This is a genomic window from Candidatus Kapaibacterium sp., from assembly GCA_025059875.1.
Lineage (GTDB): Bacteria > Bacteroidota > Ignavibacteria > Kapaibacteriales > HRBIN21 > HRBIN21.
In genome coordinates this window covers 534,453-558,947 of sequence record JANXCT010000001.1, presented here as the reverse complement: position 1 = coordinate 558,947, position 24,495 = coordinate 534,453, and the positions used below count along the sequence as shown (strand labels likewise).

Here is a 24,495-nt window from a genome sequence, read left to right as displayed (position 1 = left end):
CTGTATTTTTGCGGCCGCATTCGTGCCACGGCAGTTGTACAGCGTAGGAGAACGAGCGTGCGCGTCGCTGTGCTCTTAGGCGGGATATCCCCAGAACGCAACATCTCGCTCCTCAGCGGACGATGGGTCACAGCTGCACTGCGGGAACGCGGCCATGAAGTGCTCCCGTTAGACCCAGCGCGAGGCGCTCATGCCCTGCTGAGCGATGCAGAGCTAGAAAACCTCAGCTCCCACCTGCCGTCAGAGGAAGAACTCCGAGCGTTCTCCCCTTGGGCGTTAGCCGAGTGCATTAGCTCTCCTCTGCTCGACGATGTTGATGTCGTCTTCCCCGTGCTGCATGGTCCGTACGGTGAGGATGGTCGGCTACAGGTCCTGCTAGAACTCCGCGGCATCCCGTACGTCGGCAGCACCTCAACCGCCAGTGCGGTAGCGGCAGACAAGCATTTAGCAAAACTCCTCTTCGTCGCTGCCGGTATCCCCACACCACGTTGGATAGCATTAGCCCCCGAACAGCTCCAGCAGCCTGGTATTCTGGAAGACATCCGGTCAGAGCTGGGAGCCCATCTGGTAGTGAAGCCCAACGACCAAGGCTCCACCGTGGGAACCACTTTCCTCCACGACCCAACGGAGGAGGAATTGGAAGCAGCCCTCCAACATGCTGCTCGCTACTCGGACTTGGTCATCGTGGAGCGGTACATCGAAGGCCGAGAACTCACCGTTGCTATCCTTGGAGAGGAGGCGCTCCCAATTGTCGAAATCCTACCCAGCTCTGGCGTCTACGACTACGAGCACAAGTACACACCCGGGAAGACGGGCTATATCTGTCCCGCAGAGCTACCGGAGGACATCGCAGAGTTTACGCAGAACTTAGCCCTATCGGCCCACCGTATCATCGGCTGCCGGCATTTCAGCCGAGTAGACTTCCGGCTCGACGCCGATGGACAGCTCTTCTGCTTGGAGCTCAACACAATCCCAGGCATGACGTCCATGAGCCTGGTCCCGAGAGCGGCACAGGCTGCGGGGATAGAGTTCCCAGAGCTATGCGAGCGCTTAGTCCAGATGGCTTTAGAAGATTCGCGGCGGTAGCGCTCTTCTGCACTGGGGTCGTGCTGCCAGCGGCCGCTCAACGAGGGCTTTCGTTCGATGAGCTCGCCCGGTTACTGGAACCGTACTTCGACCATGCCCTCATTGCCGACATCCGTACCCAGCTACCACTTGGGGCCTCATATGAAATCTGGGGCTGGGATGCCGGAGATTTTTCCGGCGACGGCTATCCGGATCTCGCCCTAACGGTCTTCATCCCCAAGGAGCGGCAGCAGCGCGTCCGTGTCTATGCATTCGTTGACCAGGATGGCTTCTTGCTGAACGTCGCACAGTTCATCGTACCCTTCATCAGTCTCCCGCTGGAGGTCGGCATAGCCATCCGAGACACCATCTGCTACATCACGCAGAAGTTCCAGAACAACCGCTGGAGCCTGCGAGGCTACCGCTACTGGCTCGGACACTTCCTGCTGTGGGAGGAGCTAACCTTGGAGACCGCGGGCGAGCGCTCTTCGGAGCAGCTCACTTACTACCGCTCCTTGGAACGCATCCATCGCCGCTTCCAAGGCGGACGTAAGGTTGCAGAACGCCGTGCCATCGTGCTTCCAGCATACCCACGCCGACAACGCCCTCTGGGAGTTACCTTCACCGACGCTACCTGCGGAGTCGTGGACTACGTCCCACGAGGAGCCTACTACTGGCACGGTCCAGAGGACGCTGCTCTACGGCTACGTGCCACTTACGACGAGTACTACCTCTACCTCGCCGTCTGGGTGGCGGACAGTGAGTTGACACTTGCCCGCTGCGACACCTGCCCTGCCGATATGCTCCGCCTCTGGTTCGCCCGCAGCTACGTTGACACATCCGCTACCCCTTCGGTCGGCCGACGACGGCGTCCTTCCCGCCCCGTAGAACGCTGGGAAACCCTTGAGATCAGCCTACGACTCGGGGACTTCGCCGATACCCCGCCCCAGCTCTTCCTCCATACCCCATCCCAAACTCCTTTCCAGGCTGACCTGTGGCGCCGCGCGAAGGCCATCGTCTCCCGACGCCCAGAAGGATACGTCGCTAAGCTCCGGCTGCCACTCCTCCTTCTGTCGGACTCGCTGGACGCGTTCGGTAGCAGCCAGCTCACACTTCGGTTTGCTGTAGAGCTCACTGATGTCGACAACGAGTTCCGCCCTGAGGAGAGCTCATGGCTCTGTACCTCATCGGACTTCTCCCCGCAGGACCCCACTACATACGCCGAGCTGCTCTTCCTGCCGCCAGGACAGGTCTACGGGGAGAGTGTCAACGTGTGGGCCGATGCCATCGTGGATGAGCTGCTTCGACTCGGCTTTTAGCCTCACTTGGCAATGATCTTGAAGACCGTCCGCCGATTTCGCTGGCGATTCTCCTCCGTATCGTTAGGCGCCACTGGCATCGTCATCCCGAAGCCACGGGGCCGCAGGCGGCGGCGATCAATGCCGCGTTCTACAAGCGCCTCCACGACTGCTTGTGCTCGGGCCTCGGAGAGACGTTGGTTGTACTCTGGTGTGCCAATGTTATCGGTGTGGCCCTGCACTTCCAGCCGCACCCGAGGATAGCGCCGCAATAGCTCTGCCAGCTCATCGATAATCGGGATTGCCTCCGGACGCAGGGTGGCCTTGTCGTAGTCAAAGAGGATGATGCGCTCGAACTGCTTCCCGACGGTGTCGAACGGCGTAATCGGGGCTGTGTCGTACTCACCGTGAGCCTGTACCGTATCCCCGCCGATGTGGAGGGTCACCGCTACCCGATGGAGTCCCGCGTACACTGGCGGACGGTAGCGCACAAGGTAGAAGTTCCGCAGACTGCGGTAGATATCGCTCAGCGCTGCCTGGAGCTCCTCTGGACGGGTGAGTGCATAGTACCGTCCCCCGGTATACGCGGCAAGAGCCGCTAAAAGGGAATCCTGCGTGTATCCGAAGCCGAGCGTGAAGATTCGCACATCCGCCGCACGGGCTGCTTCGTAGACCTGGAGTGCCGTCGCCTGGGAGCTGTTGTCGTCCCCATCAGAGAAGAGCACTAGCACCCGCAGAGGCGCCTCTACTGCCTGCAGCAGGCGAACGCCCTGTAAGAGCGCGTCGTAGACGGCCGTGTAGACCCCCACGTCGAGGAGCTTCGACCGCCGAAGCTGTGCAACGAGGCGCCCAGCGTCCCGTTCGAAGGGACTGAGGACTTCCATTCGCTCCCCGAAGAAAGCCAAGGTCAAGAGGTCGGTGGAGCGCTTGCCGTGGATGAATCCTTCAGCCGCTGCCTGAAGCGCTGGGAGTACCGAACTCATGGAACCGCTGCGGTCCAACGCTAGCACGAACGCGTAGCTGAGCGTATCCCACTCGTTGAATTCCCGCACGCTGAAGCTGTCGATTGGGACTTGCGACAGTCCTAATTGTTCGCGCAGGTCTGCCCAGTATTGGCGCCACTCCGGTCCGGCATGAGGCGGGGCTAAGTGCGTGATCGGGGCCCCCGCATTATCCCGGACCCGCACAAAGAGTCGCACCTCCTCCGGGTACAAGCGGGCATCAATCCGCCAGACATCGGCGAAGACAGGTTCCCCTGGACGGAGGCTAGAGGCCGGACGGCTCCAGTTCTGGCCCACACTCTGTAGCAGGCCTCCCCAGAGCAACGAGAGGCTCACCAGCGCCGCAGTCCTAACACCATGCCATCGCCCAACGGCACAAAGCAGCTTTGGAGCTGCGGATGCGTCGCCATTCGAAGGTTGAACTCGCGTAGCGCCTGGACTTCCGGTGCATCGGACTCGGATGCGATCTGCCCCCATGCACACGCGTTGTCTCCGCAGATGATACCACCGACTCGCAGGAGCGGCAAGCAAAGCTCTACGTACAGCGTGTAGCTCTCCTTGTCCGCGTCAATGAAGACGAAATCCAGTGGCTCCGGCGGACTGAAGCTTCGGAGCCATTCGCGGGCATCGGCGCATTCAACCCGTACCTTCCCCGCCAAGCCCGCCCGCTGAATCGCTTGGCGGGCGAAGGCTGCTCGTTCAGGGTCCCACTCTAGTGTCACTAGCTCCCCGTCTGGGGGTAGTGCGCGTGCCATCATGATAGCCGAATAGCCCACCAGAGTGCCGATCTCCAGTACCCGCCGTGCTCCCACAGCACGTAGCAGCACCTGCAGAAATGCTCCTTGCTCAGGAGCAATCCAGATTTCGGGGAACCCCCTTGCTTTGGCCTCCTGACGAAGCCGAGCTAGGAACTCATCCTCCGCTGAGAAGTGGCGCTGGATGTACGCCAGAATCTCTGGGGTTGTGGGTGTTGATTGCGACGCTTGAGCCATCTACGGCCGGGTCCCCAAGCGCACGTTGACGTTGACACCGTGCTGCTGAATCTGCCCAAGGAAGCTTCGGATAAGAGCAAGCGCGGAATCCGCCTGACGGGCAAACTCCTCGTCGTAGAGCAGCCGAGAGGCAATGCTCCTACCCTCAGAGAGGCGATCTAAGAGCGCCGCCAGCCGAGCCGAAGTAGACCGCAGTTCCGCTATTAGAGTATCCGCATTGCCCAGCGTGCGGCCTGCTGCTGCTGAGAGCTGCTGGAGATTCGCGAGGGTTGACTCCACGGCAAGTCGGTTCCGGCTCAGAAGTTCCCGCAACTCCGCCGCTATCGCTGTGACATCCTCAACCCCTTGCCCTAAGGTCTCGCGGTACCGTTCACTGAACTCCCGCAGCAGACGGGCTGTGACTGCTACATCGGCGATGGTCTGCCGTAACTGCTGCTGTGCCTCTGTTGTCAACAACCGCGCAACGGCTGTGTCTAGCCGAGCAGTGAAGCGCTGCAACTCCTCGCTCAGGCGCCCAAGCGTAACCAAGAGCTCCGCGACATCTGGAGCCGCAGTGCCAGGGATCTCCGCTCCTGGAGGCAGAGCTTCCGATGCCGTTCCAGGGAAGATGTCGATCTTGCGACCGCCTGTGAGCTCTTGGAGCCCAATTCGAGCTGAGGCATCGCGGGCCAGTCGGACATTCCCTGCCAATCGCACATCTACAAGCACCGTCGCACCCTGGAGTTCTATGCCAACGACGCTACCCTGCCGCACCCCATTGACGAACACGGGAGCCCCTACCTCCAACCCCGCTGCTTGTGGAAAGCGGATGCGCAGCTCCCGTTCCGCACCCCCAACACGAACACCCCGCGCCCACGTGATGCCTAACAGGAAGAGCGCGATCGCACCCAGTGTAATCAGGCCTACCTTAAGCTCTAATCGCTGCTGCTCGCTCACAGCACCACCAAGGTCTCAGAACGGCACTTCATCATCCGGTACAGCCGAGGTATCTGGGTCGTAGTCTTGGGCGATGTTTGAAGACGAGCTCTCGGGCGTTGAAGCTCCCTCTCCGCTATCGCGGGGACGACGGTCGAGGAGCAGCATCGTGTCAGCCCAAATCTCCACCTCTCGCCGTCGGTTGCCATTGCGGTCCTCAAACTCCCGAGTGTGGAGCCGCCCTTCAACGTAGACTCGAGAGCCCTTTTGGACAATCCGGTGTACCACCTCCGCCAGCTCCCGCCAAGCTACGATCGTATGCCACTCCGTATGCTCGCGGACACTTCCATCCCGCCCGCGCCGGACCTCCGTCATCGCCAGCCGAAAGGTAACGACCGGAACCCCTTCCGGAGTATAGCGGAGCTCTGGCTCCCGTCCCACGTTACCGATGAGCATGACCTTGTTGAGCGAGCGCATTGCCATCCTCCCAACCCTCAGCGAATAGCACTAACGTGGCGTAAAAATACGCACAACGCTCTCATCCTCCCACTGCCCCACGCTGCAGCAGACGGAGGAAGAGCGCCAGTGTCGCGTGAAGAGTAAGAAGAACCTCACGAGGGAATGGACTGTGAGACCGTCCCGTAAGCTCTATCGGCTGCTCAGCCACAATACGCAGAGCCTGCGGCAGAGTGTAACGCTCCACGCGGAGTAGATGCTGAATACGGCGCAGCACGGCAATATCCGCTTCAGAGTAGAGGCGTTCCCCCATCGGACCTCGGCGAGGGCGCGGCTGGCGAAAGCTACGCTCCCAATGCCGCAGCGTGTGGGGCTGCTCCCCCAAAAGGCGCGCGACCTCCCCGATCCGATAGTAGCGCTCCATTACCTCCTCTTGAGCTGACGGGGGATTGACGACACAAAAATAGGGTCTGCCAACCAAGCGGCCCGGAAGCTCAATCTCTACGCAGACATCCAGTATGACCGCGTGCTAGCCGCTCTGTGGATCCCGTGGGCCGCATCATTGAGGAGGCATGAGGAACGGCTGATGTCCAAGCACGCCAGCAGCCCCCGAACCTTTGCGAGCAGTGGTAGAATGTCCTGCACCCCGCACCCTGAGCAAACCATGCCCCCATCCAGCAGGGAGCTATTTCCAGGCCCTAAGTTTGCATGCCGTTGAGCGACGAGGCTTGAGCATAGATGCTCCCCCTGCGGATCGTCGTTGTGACTCCAACCCTGCCAGCTCCACTGACCCCTTTACGGGAGTTGGCGTACAACTACTGGTGGTGCTGGGACAGTGAGGCACAGAGCCTCTTTGCCCGCTTAGACCCAAAGCTCTGGGATGAGGTCCACCACAACCCCCTTGCGCTCCTGCAGCGTATCTCTCAAGCCCGTCTTAGTGAGGCGGCACGAGACCCAGACTTCTTGGCGGTCCTCCAGTACATCTACCAGCGCTTCCGCACCTACCTGGAAGCCCCTATTCGCTTTTCGGCGCCCTCTGGCACGATACTGGGAACGGTAGCGTACTTCTGTGCTGAATACGGCATCCACGAGAGCTTTCCGAACTACGCCGGTGGCCTCGGGGTGTTATCAGGTGACTTCCTGAAGACCGCTAGCGATATCGGCATCCCACTGGTGGCCCTTGGACTGTTGTACCAGCAGGGATACTTCCAGCAGCGTTTGGCCGAGAGCGGCTGGCAGTACGAACTCTACCCAGCCAATGATATCTCCCTCCTACCGCTCACCTTGGTGCGCGACGAGACTGGTCGACCGTTGCTGATCTCGCTCCCCTTCCCAAAAGGCCCACTCTACATCCGGATTTGGCGGATGCTCGTCGGACGCGTGCCACTCTACCTCTTGGACACCAACCACGAGTACAATTCACTCGTGGAGTATCGGGACATCACTGACCGCCTCTACGGCGGGACGATAGAAACCCGAATCCAGCAAGAGCTCGTGCTAGGAATTGGTGGCATGCGGGCACTCCGTGCTATGGGTATCAGACCGGCCGTCTGCCACCTCAACGAAGGGCACTCCGTGCTTGCCGCCGCAGAATGGATACGGCAGACCATGGAAGAGCACTCTGTGGGATTCTCGGAAGCTCTGGAGATCGTGCGAGCCTCTACAGTCTTCGTCACTCATACCCCTGTCCCCGCAGGGAATGAAGTCTTCCGGGCCGACTTACTGCGCCACTACTTGGAACCGTACGCTGCCGAGATCGGGGTAAGGCCAGAGCAGCTCCTCCAGCTTGGACAGCTCCCTTCCGACCCTGCGGCTTTCAGCCCGACGGTATTCGGACTCAACGTCGCATGGCACCGCCGCGGCGTCAGTCGTCTCCACGGTAAGACAGCACGTCACATGTGGCATGCTCTCTGGCCCTCATTCCCTGAGGATGAGGTCCCCATCGGCTCTATCAACAACGGGGTACATCTGCCGACATGGGTTGCTCCTGAGATTGCCCACCTCTTTGATCGCTATATCGGCAAGCGATGGCGTAGTGAGAATGCTGACCCAGTCCTCTGGGACGCCGTTGAAGCTATCCCACCGCAAGAGCTGTGGAGAGTCCATGAGACCCTCCGCAAGCGCCTCATCAGTGCCCTACAGGAACGATACCGAACCTTTCCAGCAACACCTTCTTTGCTCCTCAATCCCGACGCCCTAACGATTGGATTCGCCCGCCGAATTGCCCTCTACAAACGCCCGGGACTCCTCTTCCGAGACCCGAAGCGTTTGCGTCGCCTCCTCTGTTCGTCCGAGCGCCCAGTGCAGCTCATCTTGGCTGGCAAGGCGCATCCGCAGGACATCCCTGCCAAGGAAACTATCCACAGCATCATCCGTGCGATCGTAGATGCCGGATTAGAGCGCCACGTCGTCTTCGTGGAGAACTACTCTTTAGAGCTAGCCCGCCTGCTCGTCCAAGGCTGTGACCTCTGGCTCAACACTCCCCGCCGCCCGCAGGAGGCTAGCGGCACCAGTGGGATGAAGGCTGCCCTCAACGGTGTCCTCCACTGCAGCACTCTCGATGGCTGGTGGGATGAAGCCTATACAGGAATGAACGGCTTCGCAATCGGGCAGGGGGAAGAGTACACTTCCGAGGAAGAACAGGATGCTGCTGAGGCGGAGCAGCTCTATGACTTGCTAGAGTACCGCATCATTCCGCTCTTCTACGAACGCAACCCCGAAGGCATCCCGGAACGATGGGTAACGATGATGAAGAATGCCATCCGCACTGCTGCGGCCCAGTATTCTTGTACGCGCATGGTGCGACAGTACGCTGCAGAGTGCTATCTCCCTGCACATCGTGCTCGTTCCATGCTCCTCGATTCCCAGGCAAGCCTTGTCCACTCCATAACCCACTGGCGCCAGCGCGTCCAGGAACAGTGGCCAAACGTGCGTATCCTCCGCGTCATTAGCTCCGCCGACACGGAACTGAGCACCGGTGCTCTCCTCCACGTCCGTGTAGAGGCCGAGCTTGGAGGACTCTCCCCCGAAGACGTCCGCGTAGAACTCTATGCTGGACGCGTACAGCCCGAAGGCGAGATGACCGAGCCATGGGTCATCCCCTTGGAACACGTGAGCAGCAATGGAAGCATTCACTGGTTCGCAGGGCACCTCTCCCTGGAAGAGAGTGGTCAGTTCGGTTACACTGTCCGAATCGTCCCCTGGCATCCAGCCCTGCCAAGCTCTGCTGAGCTACGGCTCTGCTGCTGGGCTCAACCCTGGACGCACGTAATAGAAGACGCTGCCCCTTCGTCCCTAGCTGCAGGTGGTAGCTCTGACAGTCAAAGCAGGAAGGAGCGTGCAGACACCTGAGACACGAGAGCGCGTCTTCCTCGTAGGTCTCCTTCGCCGCCCGCTACCACGGTCGGAATTCCTCGATCACCTGCAGGAACTGGAAGCATTGGTCCACAGCGCCGGAGGCGAAGTGGTTGGGGTATTTTGGCAAGAACGCTCTGCTCCAGACGTCGCGACTTTCATCGGGCGTGGGAAGGTTGAAGAGCTGAAGCCCCTCATCCATCACTCCGGAGTCTCCGCCGTCGTCTTCGACGATGAACTTTCGCCGGTGCAGGTCCGCAACCTGGAGCGGGCATGGGGCGTGAAGGTGCTGGATCGGCCCGGGGTCATTCTGCAGATCTTCGCCATGCAAGCCCGCACCCAAGAGGCGCAGCTCCAAGTAGAGTTAGCCCAACTCCAATACCTCCTGCCTCGCCTAAGCCGACTCTGGACCCACCTCTCACGACAGGCTGGTGGGATTGGTACCCGGGGACCTGGTGAAACTCAGCTGGAGACTGACCGTCGTCTCATCCGGCGCCGGATTCAGGTCCTCCAGCGCAAGCTACAGCAGATAGCCCAGCAGCGTGCCCAACGACGTAAAGGGCGGGAGGCACTGCCACGGTTTGCCCTCGTCGGATACACAAATGCTGGCAAATCTACTCTCATGCGGGCCCTGACAGGAGCCCCTGTCCTCGTTGCCGATCGCCTCTTCGCAACACTCGACACTACTGTCCGCCGCTTCCGACTACCCAATGGGCAAATAGCCCTTCTCTCCGATACGGTCGGCTTCCTGCGCAAGCTTCCACCTCAGCTCATCGCTGCCTTCCACAGCACTTTGGCTGAAGTCCAGGAAGCCGACATCCTGATCCATGTCGTTGACGCCTCTCATCCCCACTTCCGAGAGCATATCCGCGTCGTTGACGAAACACTCCGCACGCTGGGAGCCCACGACAAGCCTACTGTCCTAGTGTTCAACAAAGTTGACCGCTTAATCCACGACCGGGAACGCCTTCGAGAGCTAGAGGTGGAGTTCAGCTCAGCAGTCTTCATTTCGGCTGAACGCGGCATCAACCTCCGCCGCCTCCTCCTAGCACTCCAGCAGGCATACGAAGGGCAGACGGAGCTGATGACCTTCCTGATCCCGTACACGGAAGCTCGGACACTCTACGGACTCCGCACTGCTGGTGAGCTCGTACGGCAAGAAGCTCTAGAGCAGGGCATGCTACTCCAGATTCGGTGCCCCACCGCTGTCGGCGAGCGACTACGCCAACAGTACGCCTTGTACCTCCACACTGTGATCCCACACCACGCCTGAGCTCAGCAATGGAACTGCTGCGCATGGTAGGCATCTTCCTGCTAACCTCCGTCACGGTCTTCTTCCTCTCCATTGCGATCGTCGTCATCGGGGAGGAATACGGGTGGTGGGTTGGACTCCTGCTCTTCCTCCTCCTTGCTTTCGCTGCCTTCAAGCTCATCTACGAGCGGCTCGTCCGACTGTGAGCTGACTGCAGAACTTCCTTTAACAAACGCTAAGTTTGTGGCGAACCAACAACAGTGCGAACCACTATGGTACACCTGTGCAGCTTGCTGTCATTCGTATGCCTCCTGCTACTCCCCGCCGGGAGTAGTGCAACTGAGGAGTATCTGCAAATCCGCGGCAAAGAGAATCCGCGTGTACGTGAAGAGGCCTTCCGCTTTCCCCGTGCTTACCCGTTCGAGCGTATCCCAGAAGGGGCTCGGCTAAGGGCGTTAGAACAGGCCCGGTCCTTGGAACGGACTATGGGCAAGGTCGGTTTCCAATCACTCCAGCCTCGCTGGCAGCCGATCGGACCTTTCCATATCGGCGGGCGCATCCGGACTGTCGTTCACCATCCAACGAAGGAGGGCTGGGTATACATTGGCGCTGCAGCAGGAGGCATCTGGCGCACCACCGATGGCGGACAGACGTGGCAGCCCCTCTTCGACGACGGGAACTCACTCTCATTTGGCGCCCTCGCCATCGACCCAACGGCACCCAATATCATCTACGCTGCTACCGGCGAGATGAGCAACAACATTGACTCCTACTTCGGAGCTGGCATCTTCAAATCCACTGATGGGGGTGAAAGCTGGACACCGATTGGTCTAACGCACGTTGGAGCATTCTCCAAAATTGAGGTGCATCCTCGCAATCCCCGCCTCATCGTAGCTGGGGCAACGAAGAACTACGCTGGCTTCTGGCGCTCTACCGATGCTGGGCAGACGTGGAGCCGGACCTTCGTTGGCAGCGTTACCGACATTAGCATCAACCCCAACGACACGGCGGAGTTCTTCATCGGTGTCGCCGGCCGCGGCGTCTATCACTCCACTGATGGCGGCATCACCTGGACCTTCCGGAGCAACGGGCTACCAAGCGCACTCGGGCGTGTGTGCGTCCAGCAGGCACCCTCAGCTCCGGAGATCCTCTATGCCCTCGTGGAGCAGAACGGTAGCGGTGGGATCGGGGCCATCTACAAATCCACCAACCGCGGGCGCCAGTGGCAGCTCGTCTACCAAGGCCAAGAAAGCTTCTTCAACGGTCAGGGATGGTACAATGCGTACGTCGTCATCCACCCGACCAACCCCAACATAGTGTTGGCAGGTGGGATCGACATCTACCGCACCACTGATGGGGGTACTACTTGGACCAACGTCACGCACGGCTACTCCGGTGGACACGTCCACGTAGACCAGCACGCTGCTGCCTTTAACCCGCTCAATCCTAACATCGTCTACGCTGGCAATGACGGCGGCATGTACCGCAGCACGGATGCTGGGGCGACGTGGACGGCGATCAACAACGGGCTTGCCGTCACTCAGTTCTACGCGATGGCAATTGACCAGTCCCGAGACGACGTCAACTACGGGGGGACACAAGACAACGGAACTCTGGGGAACCGTGGGGGCAACTGGAGCATGGTAGCTGGCGGGGACGGCTTCTTCGTCGTCGTTGACCACGACAATCCCGACATCCTCTACGGCGAATTCCCGAACGGTGATCTCTGGAAACGGAACCTAGCCACTGGCAGCTTCCAGCGCATCACCCGTGGGATCGACCCGAATGATCCTGGCTACTGGTCAGCCCCGCTCGTGATGGACCCCACTAACTCGCAGACGCTCTACCACGGACGGCGGCGCCTCTATGCTACGTATAACGGCGGAGACTCTTGGGAACCTATCTCCCCGCCAATGAGCGCCTCCATAACTGCGATCGGAATCTCACCTGCTGACCCCTCGGTCATCTTCATCGGCAACATGCGCGGAGAAGTCTGGCGCACGACCGATGGTGGCCAGAACTGGACTGACGTCGGACGGAACGGGCTTCCCAATCGCTTCGTCACGGACTTTGCCCTCTCTGAGGCCGATCCCCAGACAGTCTACGTCACCGTCTCAGGGTTTGGTAGCGGCCACGTATGGCGCAGCACTGATGGGGGGCAGAGCTGGCATGACATTAGTTCTGGGCTGCCCGATATCCCAGTCAACGCTATTGTCATAGACCCGCTCAACGAACGCCACATCTTCGTCGGCACAGATATTGGGGTGTTTGCTTCCCTCGATGGGGGAGCGACGTGGTTTCCCTATGGCGTAGGGCTCCCACGCTCGCCCGTGGTGGATCTGGCAATCCACCACCGTCGTCGAGTCCTACGGGCAGCCACTCATGGCCGCTCCATGTGGGAAATCCCGCTACCGACAGGACCCATTGCCGAACCAGCCATCACAGCCCCAGCCGGCGGAGAGGTTTTCGTTGCCGGCTCGCCGGTAACTATCTCCTGGTACGGCTTCACCCCACCCGTTCGGGTAGAATTCTCTCTGGACGATGGACGCAGCTGGGAGCTCATTGCCGACGGGGTTACTTCGACCTCCTTACGGTGGCTCTCCCCCAACCGCCCGAGTATCTGGGTGCGAGTCCGGGTCACATCAACGGCTGATCCCAGCCAAGTACGCATTACCCCAACCTTCACACTCCTGGAGCGACATCGCGGCGCTGTGCTGGTCGATGCGAGCACTGCGCATGTCCCGTATGGTATTGCCTCCGACGGGCGTGGAGGCCTGTGGACGACAAGCTTCTACACACCATACCTGTACAAGCTCAACGTAGCAACTCTCCAAGTGGAGAAGGAAGTGCGCATCCCTGGTGGAGACAGCCTCTACACGGACCTTACCATAGACCGAGCCAATGGACTGCTCTACGTCCACAAACTCAACAGCACGGCCCAAGGAAGCTCTGGCCTCATCCTTGTTTTGGACACCACAGGCAGGCTAGTGCGGCAGTATCCTAGCCCTGCCAGCTACCCAACAGGACTCTGCTTCTACAACAGCAAGCTAATCGTCGCAGAGCGCGATGGGCAACAGCGCCTCTACGTCGTCAATCCTGTAACGGGTGCTGTAGAATCCACTCATCCTAATCCTTCCCGGCTACCTAGCGGACCACGCGGACTCGCTGTGAGTGAAGCTGACAACGAGCTCTACCACGTTGTCACGGACTTCTCTGGCGGTTCATTGGCGGCCTCTTACCTCTTCCGGATTCCGCTCCCTCTGCCCGCAGGACCGACCGACAGCCTAACGCTATTCACGCGCCGCGGGGCCAACATCAATGCTAGAGGCGTGGAGTACGATCCCACTGACCGAGGCTTTTGGGTCACAGACTTCTCCGGCAACATCTACAAGATTGCCGGCTTCCACATCCCTACCTCTGTAGGAAAACCTTCTCCGATCCCCACAGACCGCCTCCTTACCATCACCCTGCAGCCAGCAACGGGTGACGGCGTCCACGTCTGGCTCCACTGCGGCCACCAGCTTCCTCGGTACGTCCGGATCGAGCTCTACGACGCCCTTGGGCGTCGGCTCCTGCGGATTGCAGAAGGCGAAGCTGCTCGCCTCTGTGGCCATCCCTGGCAAATCCCCTTGGCACACCTTAGCGCTGGTACCTACTACTGCCTCCTTTGGGCCGATGGAACAGTCCTGGAGAGCCATCCCCTGATCTATCTGCCGTGACCGTGCTACCTGCACCTTGCGCAGCAAGTCCCAACACAGACTACCGCGCGGCACGGCATCTTCCCACAGCGAACGAGGAACATCCCACCACTGAACAGCGCATCACGCATACCAAACCTGGCTATGCTCCTGTCCTCTGTGGACGATATGCCGGATGCAGTGCATTCCCTTACGGATTGCGGAGAGCATGGGGCTGAAGCCAACCGTCGCCTCCGAGGGCTATGACGCCGTAACGCTAGCTCCAGAGCGGGTCTCCAGACCTGAGCGGGCACCAGACCCCCGAAGCTTCTCAAACTGCTAAAGGTGACCAGCGCTACCCTTGCGCACGGTTACCGCTATACCTGGGACGGGAAACCTAGGATTAGCCGTCAAGGGGCTTCACCAAGCCATTCACTCGCGCCCTCCCAGAGAAGCGCAAAGTGCCCGGAGATGAGCTTGTCCACACTCCAGTACCCTTCAATTGCCGATAGCAGCACAGAACGGTACGTACGCCTCTTTTGGCGAGACCTCATCTACAACTCCCCCTCTTGCCGAGGAGCGTTCCAGCATCCAGCCTGACGGGGCCCTCCACCGACATCAATCGACGTACTACCTCGCCCCCAGCGTAGAGGCAAAGAGCCGCTCCCGCGCGCCTTTCCCTGCTTTCTTCGCAGACCTCTGACGAGCTCTGTTCTAGCAATCCCGGCTGTCTCTTAATTTGCAGCGCGGTTAGTCGTACCTCTCTCCGTGAGGCCGCACATGCTGCAGCGCATCGGGTGGATTGGCATCGCGACGAGTGTGGCTATAGTCTCGGCATATGCCCAGATTGCCAGCTTCTCTGTGCTGCACGCCACTGCAGATCCGGAGCTGGAGCGAGTAGATGTCTACTACGACGGCGACTGGCTGCAGCTTGGACTGCCTTTCCGTCAGCTCAGCTTTCGGAGGGAAGTCCTAGCCGGTCCAGGCTTGTCATACCGTATCTCTGTACTGCCAGAAGGTAGCACTGGGGCATCGAATGCTGTAGCCACTATCACCCTTGCCCCTCAGCCGGAACGGGATTACATCCTGGTCTTCCTAGGTCTCCGAGTTCCCCAGCGGTTTGCCCCAAACCCTGATGGGCTCAGCACAGCAGCACGGCTCCTCATCCAAGAGGTCCCCATCATGAGTGACACAGATCGTGTCTGGCTTGCCTTCACCCATGCTGCAACCGATGTCCCACGACTCCGCATTCTAAGGGGAAACGGGCAGCCCCTCTACACTGGAAGCGCTAGCTACGGCACCATCGTCCAAGGGTTGCTGCCTGCCGACACGCTGACAGTGGAACTCGTGAGCTCGGACGGCTCTCCTATAGCTCGTTTCCGTGGCGACCTCCGCCCTTTTGAGGGGAGCTCCGGACTCCTAGTGCTCTCTGGCTTCGCCCAACCAGCACGCAACCAGAACGGGGCTAGTTTAGGGCTCCATGCAGTCTTCTTGGACGGTACAATCATCGAATTCCAACGGCTGGATGCGGCCAACCCGACGGCTCAGGTCCAGATTATTCATGCTAGCCCAGACCCACAGCTCCGCCTTGTGGACGTGTACCTCAACGGGACACGAGTCGACGACTTCGGTTTCCGGAGCACCACACCCGTCATGGAGCTCCCTGCAGAGAGGCCACTGACAATAGGTCTCGCCCCGAGCAACAGCCGCGACGTCCGAGACACTCTGCGCAGTTTCACGGTCATCCTCCCCTCCGGTGTGCAGATCGGCGCTGTGGTCTGCGGTGTCCTATCGCCACAGAACTTTGCTCCGAACCCTGAAGGTCGCCCAACAGACCTCACGATTGTCACCTTCCCGCTCCAACTTCAGAGCTCGCCTGGCACAGTTGCCCTCAGTGCAGTACACGCGGTCACCGATGCACCAGCTGTCACCCTCAGAGTTGGAGGACAGACCATTGCAGAAGGGCTATCCTTCGCTAGCACTGCACCCTATCGGGAGCTCCCAGCTTCTGCCGACACCCTCCGCGGGCTACCTTCCGAATACGTCCTCAACCTCTCACCCCACAACGGCAGAGCTGCAGTCCTGGTCGTCACAGGCTTTGCCAACCCAGCTGCCAATGGCAACGGTCCAGACCTCCAGCCGATTCTAGTCCTACCCGACGGCACCGTCATCCCCCTAACCCCGCCAGCAAGTGTCCCGAGCTCACCGAACCTTTCACCGACAGTACGCTACAGTGAGGGGCATCTATGGCTCTCCTTACCGCAAGAGGGAATTACGACTGCCTCAGTTGAACTCTTCTCTCCGACCGGAGAGCGTGTTGCAGAGTGGATGCTCCCCCAACTGGGAGCGAGGTGGCATGCTCTCCCACTTGGCTCCTCATTGGCCAGAGGCGTCTACCTGTGTCGGATTGCCTCCCCTGCGCTGGCCCGAGTCTGGCACTCTACGGTGCTCGTCTACTGAGACGGCAACCAGCGCTATGCACGAGGTACCCCATAGCCTGGAGCTGTAGTCGATGGTCACAGCGGTCGTCTCAAGCCTCGCTGGGGTTGTTGTTGGAGTCTTGGTGGCGTTACCGGCTGTTGGACCAGTAACGATTACCGTTGTGCAGAATAGTCTGCTCCGAGGCCGCCAAGCTGGATTGCATACTGCGGCTGGAGCAGGCTTGGTGGATGCCCTGCTCTGCTTTGTGGCCCTCCTTGCAACGGGTGCTATCAGCAACATGCTGAACTTCCTGGGAGCGCATCCCATCTTCTCACTCTCGCTCCAGCTTCTGTTCGTTGCTGTCATCGTCGTCTACGGCGTTATTCAACTCCAGCAGCCTCGACCGGTTACGTGGCCTCGAGCTATTCCGGCACCGCCGGCTGCCGTCTGGTCGTTGCAGCAGCGCGGAGCGTTCTTTGTCGGCGCCGGCATGGCACTCATGAACATCGCCAGCCCTACCTTCACTTCTACGCTGGCGTACGTTGGCCTCCTGGCCCATGAGTTCAGGCTTGTCTCCCCAGGCGACCCTTGGAGCATCGGTGCTTTCGCCCTCGGCTTTGGATTGGGGAACTTCCTCTGGCTACAGCTTCTGGCTTCCGGTATCCACCACTTTCGCCAGCGGTTGAATCAGGAAGCATTGGAGCGCCTCTACCGGTTGGTCGGAGTCGTCCTCATCGGTGTCGGCACGATGTTGGGAATTCGAGTGCTGGCAACAACCCGGTGGCACGACATCTTCCGCTTGCTCCCCGCCTTTTAGAGCCGCCCCATGGCAGCCCGATGGGACGAGCACTCAAAGGGCCGACACCGAACCGCCATTAAACCCGTCAAGCAAAAGCCTCTCTCTCACCCACCACAGCAGGGCCGTGTCATGGAGGGGACAGGACGATGGTGGCTAGTGGAGCCAGAACAAGCACCAGAGACGCTAGTGGAATGTAGCATCGCCGGAACCGTCGTGGTGCACCATGGAGACTCAACACTCGTTGCCGTCGGTGATCTCGTAGAGTTCATCCTCACCGACAAGCAAGCCCCTAGTGGGCTGCCACAGGGCATGATCGTCTCCATCCACAATCGCCGTACAAAGCTGACCCGGTACCGCCGCCGCGAGGGACAAGAACAGGTCATCACCAGCAACGTTGACCAGCTCGTCATCCTCCACGCTGCGGCCGAACCGAGATACGATCGCTTCCTCATTGACCGTTACCTCATTGCCGCGCAGCGGGGCGAGCTAACCCCAATTCTCTGCATCAACAAGCTGGATCTGGGCTCGCTGGAACAGCTCTCAGAGGACCTACGGTACTACAGCGAACGGCTTGGTGTGCAGCTCATCCTCTGCAGTGCGCGAACTGGGGCTGGAATTGACCGCCTGAGAGAAGTGCTTCAAGACAAGATCTCCGTCTTCTCAGGTCCTTCCGGAGTTGGCAAATCCACGCTCACGAACCTGCTCCTGGGCATGGAAGAGCAAGTCGTTGGCAAAATCAGCCACAAGCTGCAGCGCGGTCGCCATGTCACCACCATGGCGCGCATGTTTCGGCTCCCTCAGGGCGGTTACATCGTCGACACGCCAGGTATTCAGGACCTGACAATCTGGGAACTGACGCGCGACGAACTGCCAGCCTACTTCGACGATTTCTCCCTATGGGCACAGGAATGCACCTACCAGCCCTGCAGTCACACCCACGAACCTCAGTGCGCAGTGCGAGCCGCTGTTGAGCGGGGAGAGATACCAGCATGGCGTTATGAACACTACTGCCGCCTGTGGCAGAGCCTCCCTAAGTACGAGTATGAGTGGCGTCGAGGACGACGCTGATGCTACTTGGGCTTCACTGGTTGGACCTCTTGGTCATCGGCATCTACATCTTCTCGGTGCTCTGGATCGGATATCGCTTAAGGAGGCGGCAGCGGAGCCAGGAGGAATTCTTCTTGGCAGGGCGTCGCCTCCGGACGATAGTCCAGTTCTTCCTCAGCTTCGGCAATGCGACGAATGCAGACCAAGCCATCGCTATCAGCCGTGAAGTCTACCGCCAGGGTCTTGGCGGCATGTGGATCCAGTATCTGGTGCTCTTCCTCACCCCGTTCTACTGGTTCATCGCCACCCTCTACCGTCGGGCGCGGATTGTGACGCTCAGCGACTTCTTCGTCGAGCGCTTCCGAAGCCCTTTCCTGGCCGCCCTCTTTGCCTCATTTACGCTCGTGATGGCCATCGTTGGCGGAGCCGTGAGCTTCGTCATCACTGGCAAGACGATAGCGGCGCTCCTGCTGAAGCCTGAGGCTGCTTGGACGGCCGAAGAACGCCGACAGGTGGAACTCTTCACGGAATATCAACGCTTACGCCAGCGGCCATTGGAGGAGCTCTCCGCGGCCGAACGCCAGCGCTTAGAGGAGCTCCACGAGCTAGCGGAGAGCGGTCAACTCCGAGGGGTCATCTCGTGGGTAGAGCCATCCACGATCTACCTCTCGTTTGCTGCTATTGTTGCACTCTACACGCTCCTCGGAGGATTTGCCGCTGCCGCTTGGACGAACGTACTGCAGGGGCTGCTCATCATCGCCTTCTCCGTCCTCCTGGTGCCTGCTGGACTTGCTGCAGTTGGCGGCTTTACAGGTCTCCGTCAGCGGCTACCCGAGCATTTCTTTGCCGTGTTTGGAGAGGCGACGCTGACGGACTACGGTCCGCTCACCGTGCTCGCCATGTCTGTGGCGAACCTTGTCTCCATCATTGCGGCGGCTCCGCTAGTGACAATTGCTGGCTCAGCCCAAGATGAGCGGGCTGCGCGATTGGGGCTTCTCGGAGGCATGTTCGCCAAGCGCCTGATCATGCTCTTCTGGGCCCTCGTCGGACTCATTGGAGCGGCGCTCTTCGCTGGCCGCATCCACGATCCAGAGCTCCTCTGGGGGCTGCTCATGCGGGAGTTCCTCGCCCCCGGCCTCCTGGGACTGATGCTCATAGGGATGGTAGCTGCGAATATGTCAACGATGGACACCAACGCACTCACCTACGCTGCTCTCTTCGTGCGCAACCTCTACGCACCCTTGGTACCGAAGCGCTCGGAGCGCCACTACGTCCTCGTCGGGCGAATCGTGGTGCTACTCACTCTCTTCGGCGCGGCTGGTGTCGCAATCTGGGTCAACAACGTGCTGGACCTGTTCAAGTACTTCATCACCCTCCCGGCCATCTTCGGAGCCCCGATTTGGCTTGGCTTCCTCTGGCGACGGCTGACGCGAACGGCGGTGATCATCCAGGTGCTCGTCTGCCTGGTGCTGTACATCGGCATCCCCCACCTCTTCCCTGTGCTCCCCTGGACCCGAGCGCATCCGGCATTGACAGTGGAGACGGCCGCACGCACCGCCGTTGTTCACCGTCCGGCAACGGCAGAGGATGTCCAGCAGGGGCGAGCACAGCGGATTGGAGAGCGGCTTGCCCAGACTGTGCTCATCCCGCCGACTGGAGTCTTCTTTGAGACCGTCGTCCAGGAGAATCCAGCCGATCCCAACTCCCGCCGCATCGGACAGGGGCGCTTCCATGCCGAGCTGTGGGTGCTATCGTGGTTCGGACTGGACTTGCAGCAGTGGAGCAAAGCTGAGCTGAACGCTGCCCGTTTCGCCTTCGACGCACTCTTCCCGTTCGTGCTCCTGTTCCTCTTCAGCCTCCTGACCCGCCCTTCCTCCGATGCAGCTGTGCGGCAGTTCTTCCTCCGGCTCCGCGTGCCCGTCCAGCCAACACCGGAAGCAGATCGGCAAGCGCTGGAAGACGCCGCCCAGCGTCCTGAGCGATGGGAGGCACAGAAGCTGTTCCCAGGTTCAGCATGGGAGATCGGGAAGCCATCTTGGGAAGATGTCCTCGGATTCGGTGGAGCATGGCTCGTCGTCGGACTCCTCTTGGCAGCTCTCTGGGGGCTTGCTGCCTTGGGACGGTAGGGCTCCTGTGGAGCAGCACCGCGGCGACGTACCAGGAGGTAGTCTGGCAGAGCTATCAGGCTGCTCTCCATCAACTGCCAGTCCAGATCGCCCGCTGGCGTGCCGGTTTTGCTCCCAGAGAGTTCCAAGAGTTCCACCCTCCGATTGAGCCTGTAGCCGTAGCAGGACTGGCAGCGGCCCTCTACGAACAGACCCGCGAGCCTTCCTATGCTCTTACGGCGTTCCGGTGGCTCGTCCTCTACGATACACTCCGACGCCTCTACCCTGAGGAGCTCCGACACCGCATACCGCAGTACGCCCACAGCGTCCCGCCAGTGACGAGCTTCTTCGCTCTCCCCATCTTCTGCAGGGCCTATCTCCGCATTCGAGAAGCACTCTCGGCAGCGCAGCAGGCCTACATGCAACAGTTCATCGCCGAAAGCGCCGACCATGCCCTCCACTTCGCCGAAGTCGGTGCTATGAACCGCGCCGTTCTGCGGGCGCTCGGCCTAGAGTTGGCGGCCCAGGCGTGTCCAGATCGACCTCGGGCACACCTCTGGCGCACTACTGCCCGCACCCTAGTAGCAGAGAGCCAGCAGAGCTGGCTATTGGAGGATGCCCAGCTCTACTGGGGCATCTGGCTGCACGCGCTGCTACTCTACGGGGAGTGTACCGACTCCGCAACCTGGCGCCTCCCACAGGTGTCGCTCTACGTTGAAGCCGCACTCCAGCTCCTGGCACCCTTTGGCACTGTGGCCCCTTTCGGCGACACCCGAACCCCCGGGGAGAACGCTGCCGAATTCATTGCTGCGTTTGAGTGGGCGGCCACTCGCCTCCGCAGGCCGCAGTATCGTTGGGCAGCGCTGCAGATCTTCCGCCGCTGGGTCATGCCCCAAGCGCCGCTTCCGCCGTACCGTGCCCTTATCCTCTGGGATGCTGCCCGATGGGCTGATACCACATTGCTACCGCTCCCGCCGGAACCCACGCTATCGTGGTCCGAAGACGCCTTGTCCAAGAAGCTGGTCTTCCGAACAGGGTGGGACACAGCGGCAACGTTCGTTCTGCTCAACTACCGTGATGCGCCCCCATTCGGCTGGAGGGCCCAGACTTTTCTGCAACAGTCGCTGCCAATCGAAGAGGAGAAGGGCTCGCACGGCCACTCCGATGAGCTCTCCATTGCCTGGTTCCTCCACCAAGGGGCTTTGCTACTGACGCCGCCGGGCTACCGGGACGCCGTCCCCTCAGGGCCTTACGGGGCATACCGGGCCGAATACTTCCACAACCGCCTCATCGTGCGTGCAGCCAAGCCCTCTGCTGGGCAATCGCTCTGGGAGTTCCTCCGCCATGCGGGCACCCACCGACCCGTCCAGACCACTCGGGTGGACGTCTGGGACTTCCGCAGCCTCAGCTACGCACGGCTCCGGCTGGTAGAGGAAGTGGCTGGGTACGTATGGGAACGGCTCTGGGTCTTCCTGCGCTCCTCTGCCCAGCTCTTGGTGCTAGACATCGTGCAGTTCCTACGGGACGGCGCCTTTACGCTCGCCCAGTTCTGGCACGGCGGAACGGTGCTCCGTTCTGGAAGAGGATGGTGCCTCCTGGCTACGGACTCCATTCCGGGCCTCCGGGGAAACACGGCATGGGGATTAGCAGTGCTGGGACTCGGTCAGCCCGGGATGCGGGATACCGTGATATCGCTGCCACGTCATGGAATCCCAGCAGTCGCCTATGTCCGGTGGCTGAGCGGCTGGTTTAGGGCTGGAGAGCGCGTTGTCTGTGCAACCCGCCTCCTCCCAGTCCCACGGACCATGCAGACACCGCCGCCTGGTCAGGACAGCCTCGTCGTGCTACCAACCGGAATCGGCGTCCGACTTACCCAGGACGACACCTCGTGGCTCTTCACGGCGTTGTGGGACGTTCGGGCCGGCAGCGTCGGAGACGGACGTCGCCCACAGTACGAGAGCAGCCTCCGGACACTTGCCCTTGGTACCTTCGCTACCGACGCCGATTTCGCCTTCCTGCAGCAAACCGCAACCGGTATCCAGTGTGGCTTCACCTACGGGACCTTCCTCACCGCGAACGGCCGGCAACTCTTCCAGGCTCCACCCAACCTCTTCCCTCTCCAGCTCGATGGCAGTCCACCGCGGACGGCACGCCTTCAATGGCGTGCATGGGAAGGGAGTTTCCCATGAGGCGACCAACGCAACTCCACTTCCGCCCGCACGGAACGGCCGGGCAACGGGTAGTTCCGGATGACTTCATAGCGCACGTCCCCTGCATTCCGCAACGCTACTCGGAAAGTAGCGGTCGCCGCTGCAAGAGGCCATTGATAGCTGAGGGCACAGTCTAGGAGCCCATATGGCGGCATGGTGCTCTCCGGAGCATTATCCGGCTGGCTCCAGCGCTGCCCTGTCACCAAGAGTTGGAGCGTGACTTCCACAGGAGACCAGAGCAGTTCGGCCTTCGCTGCCCCCAGCAGCATCGGGACGTACGGGAGCTGATGCCCACGCGTGTACGGATTGTCGGTCTGGTCAGTGACACGCTGCCACGTCATGTGAGCCGCAAGCCGCAGCCAGTTGCCGCCCTGTACAGAAGCAGCAACCTCTACGCCACGGCTCCAGACAAGCCCAACATTCCGAGCACTCCAGAAGACAGGGCTCCTCGGAACCGCCACAATCTGGTCCCGCACCCACATCGTGAAGGCATCCGCCCGCAGCCTCATCCAGTCGGCAACAGCCCACTCCACCCCAACGTTCCAGGACTCCGTGCGCTCCGGCCGTAGGTCAGGGGAGCCGAAGTTGAAGTAGTACAGCTCAGCAAAGCTCGGGGGACGGAAGTTGTGGCTCCACTGGACACGCAGGCGAAGGGCCTGCCAAGCGTACTGCAGCCCTACCAGCGGGCAGAATGCTGGAGCATACTGCCGGTACGCCTCCCAGCGAAGAGCGGTCACGAGCTCGCCACCCCAGAGACGCTGAAGCAGCGACGCTGCCAGCGTAGCGCTCCAGCGCCTCGCTTCTGACCGTCCCTGCGGGCGCAGCAGCGTTCCCTCAACCATCTCTCGGCGGAGCTCAGCCTGGAGCCAGCCCGACGTCGGGGGCAGAACCGTCCTGTGCCATCGGATCGTCGTGACGGCCTCCCAGGCAACCGCATCGTCGTAAGCCCCGCGTGGCCCCCAAACCCGCGCCTCAGGGTCTCGATACTGCAGGAAGCCATGCCGTACAGCCGAAAGCCACTCCAGTCCAACCCGCGGCAGGGAGAACCGAGCTGCAACGAAGCCGTCTGCCTCTTCCAAACGGGCCTGGGCGAACTCTATTCGGCCCTGGACGACCGCACCTGGGACCCCTCGGAGAGCGCGTAGCCAGAACCCTTGCAGCGACGCTCGGACATCGGGCAACGAATGCTCCACGGCGAAGAGTCCCGTCAATGCCTCGTAGTCCCCATTCTGCCGCCGTTCCGTCCGCAGCTCCCCGAACTGGTGGGTCTGGAAGGGGTAATCCCCGCGCGACCTCAAATACTGGAGCCCGACCTTTGTCACCGCTGTCTCCCCCGCCACTACCCCTTGGAATGCCGCCCGCCACTCGCCAAACGAGGCCACCCCCAAGAGCGCCCGGAGGTAAGGGAACGGTTGTCTCGGAAGTGTGTGCACCGAGACGACCCCCGAACCGGCATACGCTCCCACCAGTGCAGAGGCTCCGCCAGCAACGAGCACGAGCTCTTCGGCGAAGGACGTAGGGAGATTCCCCACGTCGTAGACGCCGTGTAGCGCCGTATTCAGGCGGACGCCATCCAGCAAGACCAGTGTCTGCGTGGCCCCAAGCCCACGGACGGAGATAGTCTTCAGTCCACCGAGTCCGCCGTAATCCCGGATGAAAACCCCCGGGAGCCCCACCAAAGCCTCAGCGCCCTGCCAGACGATCTGCCGGGCAATTTCTCGAGCCGACACGGCAGTTATCGGCACCGCCACGAGCTGCTCGGCTGCAGGGCGCTGTGCCTCCACAGCGAACGGCGGGAATCGGTATCGAGCCGTGTCAACACGTATGGTGTCCTGGGAAACCACCCCAGCCACGCTACTCCATAGGCAGCAGAGCCACAGTAGGCTGCTCTCGCCCCGCATCT

The 24,495-nt window shown here is 60.8% G+C and carries 19 protein-coding genes; 13 read left to right on the top strand and 6 right to left on the bottom strand.

The window, feature by feature from the left end; translation table 11 throughout:
- Window positions 1–57 precede the first annotated feature (57 nt).
- Together NZ960_02535 and NZ960_02530 are read left to right on the top strand one after the other, a co-directional pair.
- On the top strand, window positions 58–1,086 hold the full coding sequence (locus NZ960_02535; protein MCS7176493.1) for a D-alanine--D-alanine ligase: 1,029 nt from the start codon (window positions 58–60) through the stop codon (window positions 1,084–1,086).
- Window positions 1,041–2,384, top strand: coding sequence for an FG-GAP repeat protein (locus tag NZ960_02530; GenBank protein ID MCS7176492.1), 1,344 nt, complete (start codon window positions 1,041–1,043; stop codon window positions 2,382–2,384). Before NZ960_02535 ends, NZ960_02530 begins: the two co-directional genes overlap by 46 nt.
- A 2-nt stretch (window positions 2,385–2,386) precedes the next feature.
- On the opposite strand, the gene NZ960_02525 is transcribed toward NZ960_02530, so the two are convergent.
- The 5 genes from NZ960_02525 to NZ960_02505 are packed head-to-tail and all read right to left on the bottom strand — an operon-like array spanning window position 2,387 to window position 6,151.
- Complete coding sequence (locus NZ960_02525) at window positions 2,387–3,700, bottom strand: OmpA family protein (protein MCS7176491.1); 1,314 nt, start codon at window positions 3,698–3,700, stop codon at window positions 2,387–2,389.
- Window positions 3,697–4,356 (bottom strand): O-methyltransferase, encoded by a 660-nt coding sequence (locus NZ960_02520; GenBank protein MCS7176490.1) that lies wholly within the window; start codon window positions 4,354–4,356, stop codon window positions 3,697–3,699. Before NZ960_02520 ends, NZ960_02525 begins: the two co-directional genes overlap by 4 nt.
- On the bottom strand, window positions 4,357–5,292 hold the full coding sequence (locus NZ960_02515) for an MlaD family protein (protein MCS7176489.1): 936 nt from the start codon (window positions 5,290–5,292) through the stop codon (window positions 4,357–4,359).
- A 15-nt stretch (window positions 5,293–5,307) separates the two neighbouring features.
- Entirely contained in the window at window positions 5,308–5,754 is a 447-nt protein-coding gene (gene ssb, locus NZ960_02510; GenBank protein ID MCS7176488.1) for a single-stranded DNA-binding protein, read from the bottom strand.
- Window positions 5,755–5,809: 55 nt separating this feature from the next.
- Complete coding sequence (locus NZ960_02505) at window positions 5,810–6,151, bottom strand: MerR family transcriptional regulator (protein ID MCS7176487.1); 342 nt, start codon at window positions 6,149–6,151, stop codon at window positions 5,810–5,812.
- A 314-nt stretch (window positions 6,152–6,465) separates the two neighbouring features.
- On the opposite strand from NZ960_02505, the gene glgP reads away from it, so the two are divergent.
- From glgP to NZ960_02450, 11 genes are all read left to right on the top strand, one after another.
- Entirely contained in the window at window positions 6,466–9,078 is a 2,613-nt protein-coding gene (glgP, locus tag NZ960_02500) for an alpha-glucan family phosphorylase (protein ID MCS7176486.1), read from the top strand.
- A complete protein-coding gene (gene hflX, locus NZ960_02495; protein MCS7176485.1) occupies window positions 9,065–10,354 on the top strand; it encodes a GTPase HflX in 1,290 nt (429 codons plus the stop codon). The genes glgP and hflX overlap by 14 nt, the downstream gene beginning before the upstream one ends.
- Window positions 10,355–10,362: 8 nt before the next feature.
- Window positions 10,363–10,539, top strand: a complete 177-nt coding sequence (locus NZ960_02490; protein MCS7176484.1) for a hypothetical protein — start codon at window positions 10,363–10,365, stop codon at window positions 10,537–10,539.
- Between the two features lie 66 nt (window positions 10,540–10,605).
- Window positions 10,606–14,052: a hypothetical protein gene (locus NZ960_02485; protein ID MCS7176483.1), complete on the top strand. Its 3,447-nt coding sequence runs from the start codon at window positions 10,606–10,608 to the stop codon at window positions 14,050–14,052.
- 154 nt (window positions 14,053–14,206) lie between these two features.
- Window positions 14,207–14,353: a hypothetical protein gene (locus NZ960_02480; GenBank protein ID MCS7176482.1), complete on the top strand. Its 147-nt coding sequence runs from the start codon at window positions 14,207–14,209 to the stop codon at window positions 14,351–14,353.
- A gap of 128 nt (window positions 14,354–14,481) precedes the next feature.
- Window positions 14,482–14,610, top strand: coding sequence for a hypothetical protein (locus NZ960_02475; GenBank protein MCS7176481.1), 129 nt, complete (start codon window positions 14,482–14,484; stop codon window positions 14,608–14,610).
- Between the two features lie 180 nt (window positions 14,611–14,790).
- A complete protein-coding gene (locus NZ960_02470; protein MCS7176480.1) occupies window positions 14,791–16,470 on the top strand; it encodes a DUF4397 domain-containing protein in 1,680 nt (559 codons plus the stop codon).
- Between the two features lie 52 nt (window positions 16,471–16,522).
- Window positions 16,523–17,248 carry a LysE family transporter gene (locus NZ960_02465; protein ID MCS7176479.1) on the top strand — a complete coding sequence of 242 codons (726 nt, stop codon included), beginning with the start codon at window positions 16,523–16,525 and terminating at the stop codon, window positions 17,246–17,248.
- A 9-nt stretch (window positions 17,249–17,257) separates the two neighbouring features.
- Entirely contained in the window at window positions 17,258–18,298 is a 1,041-nt protein-coding gene (gene rsgA / locus NZ960_02460; GenBank protein MCS7176478.1) for a ribosome small subunit-dependent GTPase A, read from the top strand.
- Complete coding sequence (locus NZ960_02455; GenBank protein MCS7176477.1) at window positions 18,277–20,403, top strand: sodium:solute symporter family protein; 2,127 nt, start codon at window positions 18,277–18,279, stop codon at window positions 20,401–20,403. Before rsgA ends, NZ960_02455 begins: the two co-directional genes overlap by 22 nt.
- On the top strand, window positions 20,343–22,571 hold the full coding sequence (locus tag NZ960_02450) for a hypothetical protein (protein ID MCS7176476.1): 2,229 nt from the start codon (window positions 20,343–20,345) through the stop codon (window positions 22,569–22,571). The genes NZ960_02455 and NZ960_02450 overlap by 61 nt, the downstream gene beginning before the upstream one ends.
- On the opposite strand, the gene NZ960_02445 is transcribed toward NZ960_02450, so the two are convergent.
- Window positions 22,538–24,493: a TonB-dependent receptor gene (locus NZ960_02445; protein ID MCS7176475.1), complete on the bottom strand. Its 1,956-nt coding sequence runs from the start codon at window positions 24,491–24,493 to the stop codon at window positions 22,538–22,540. The two genes, NZ960_02450 and NZ960_02445, sit on opposite strands and share 34 nt — an antisense overlap.
- Window positions 24,494–24,495 lie beyond the last annotated feature (2 nt).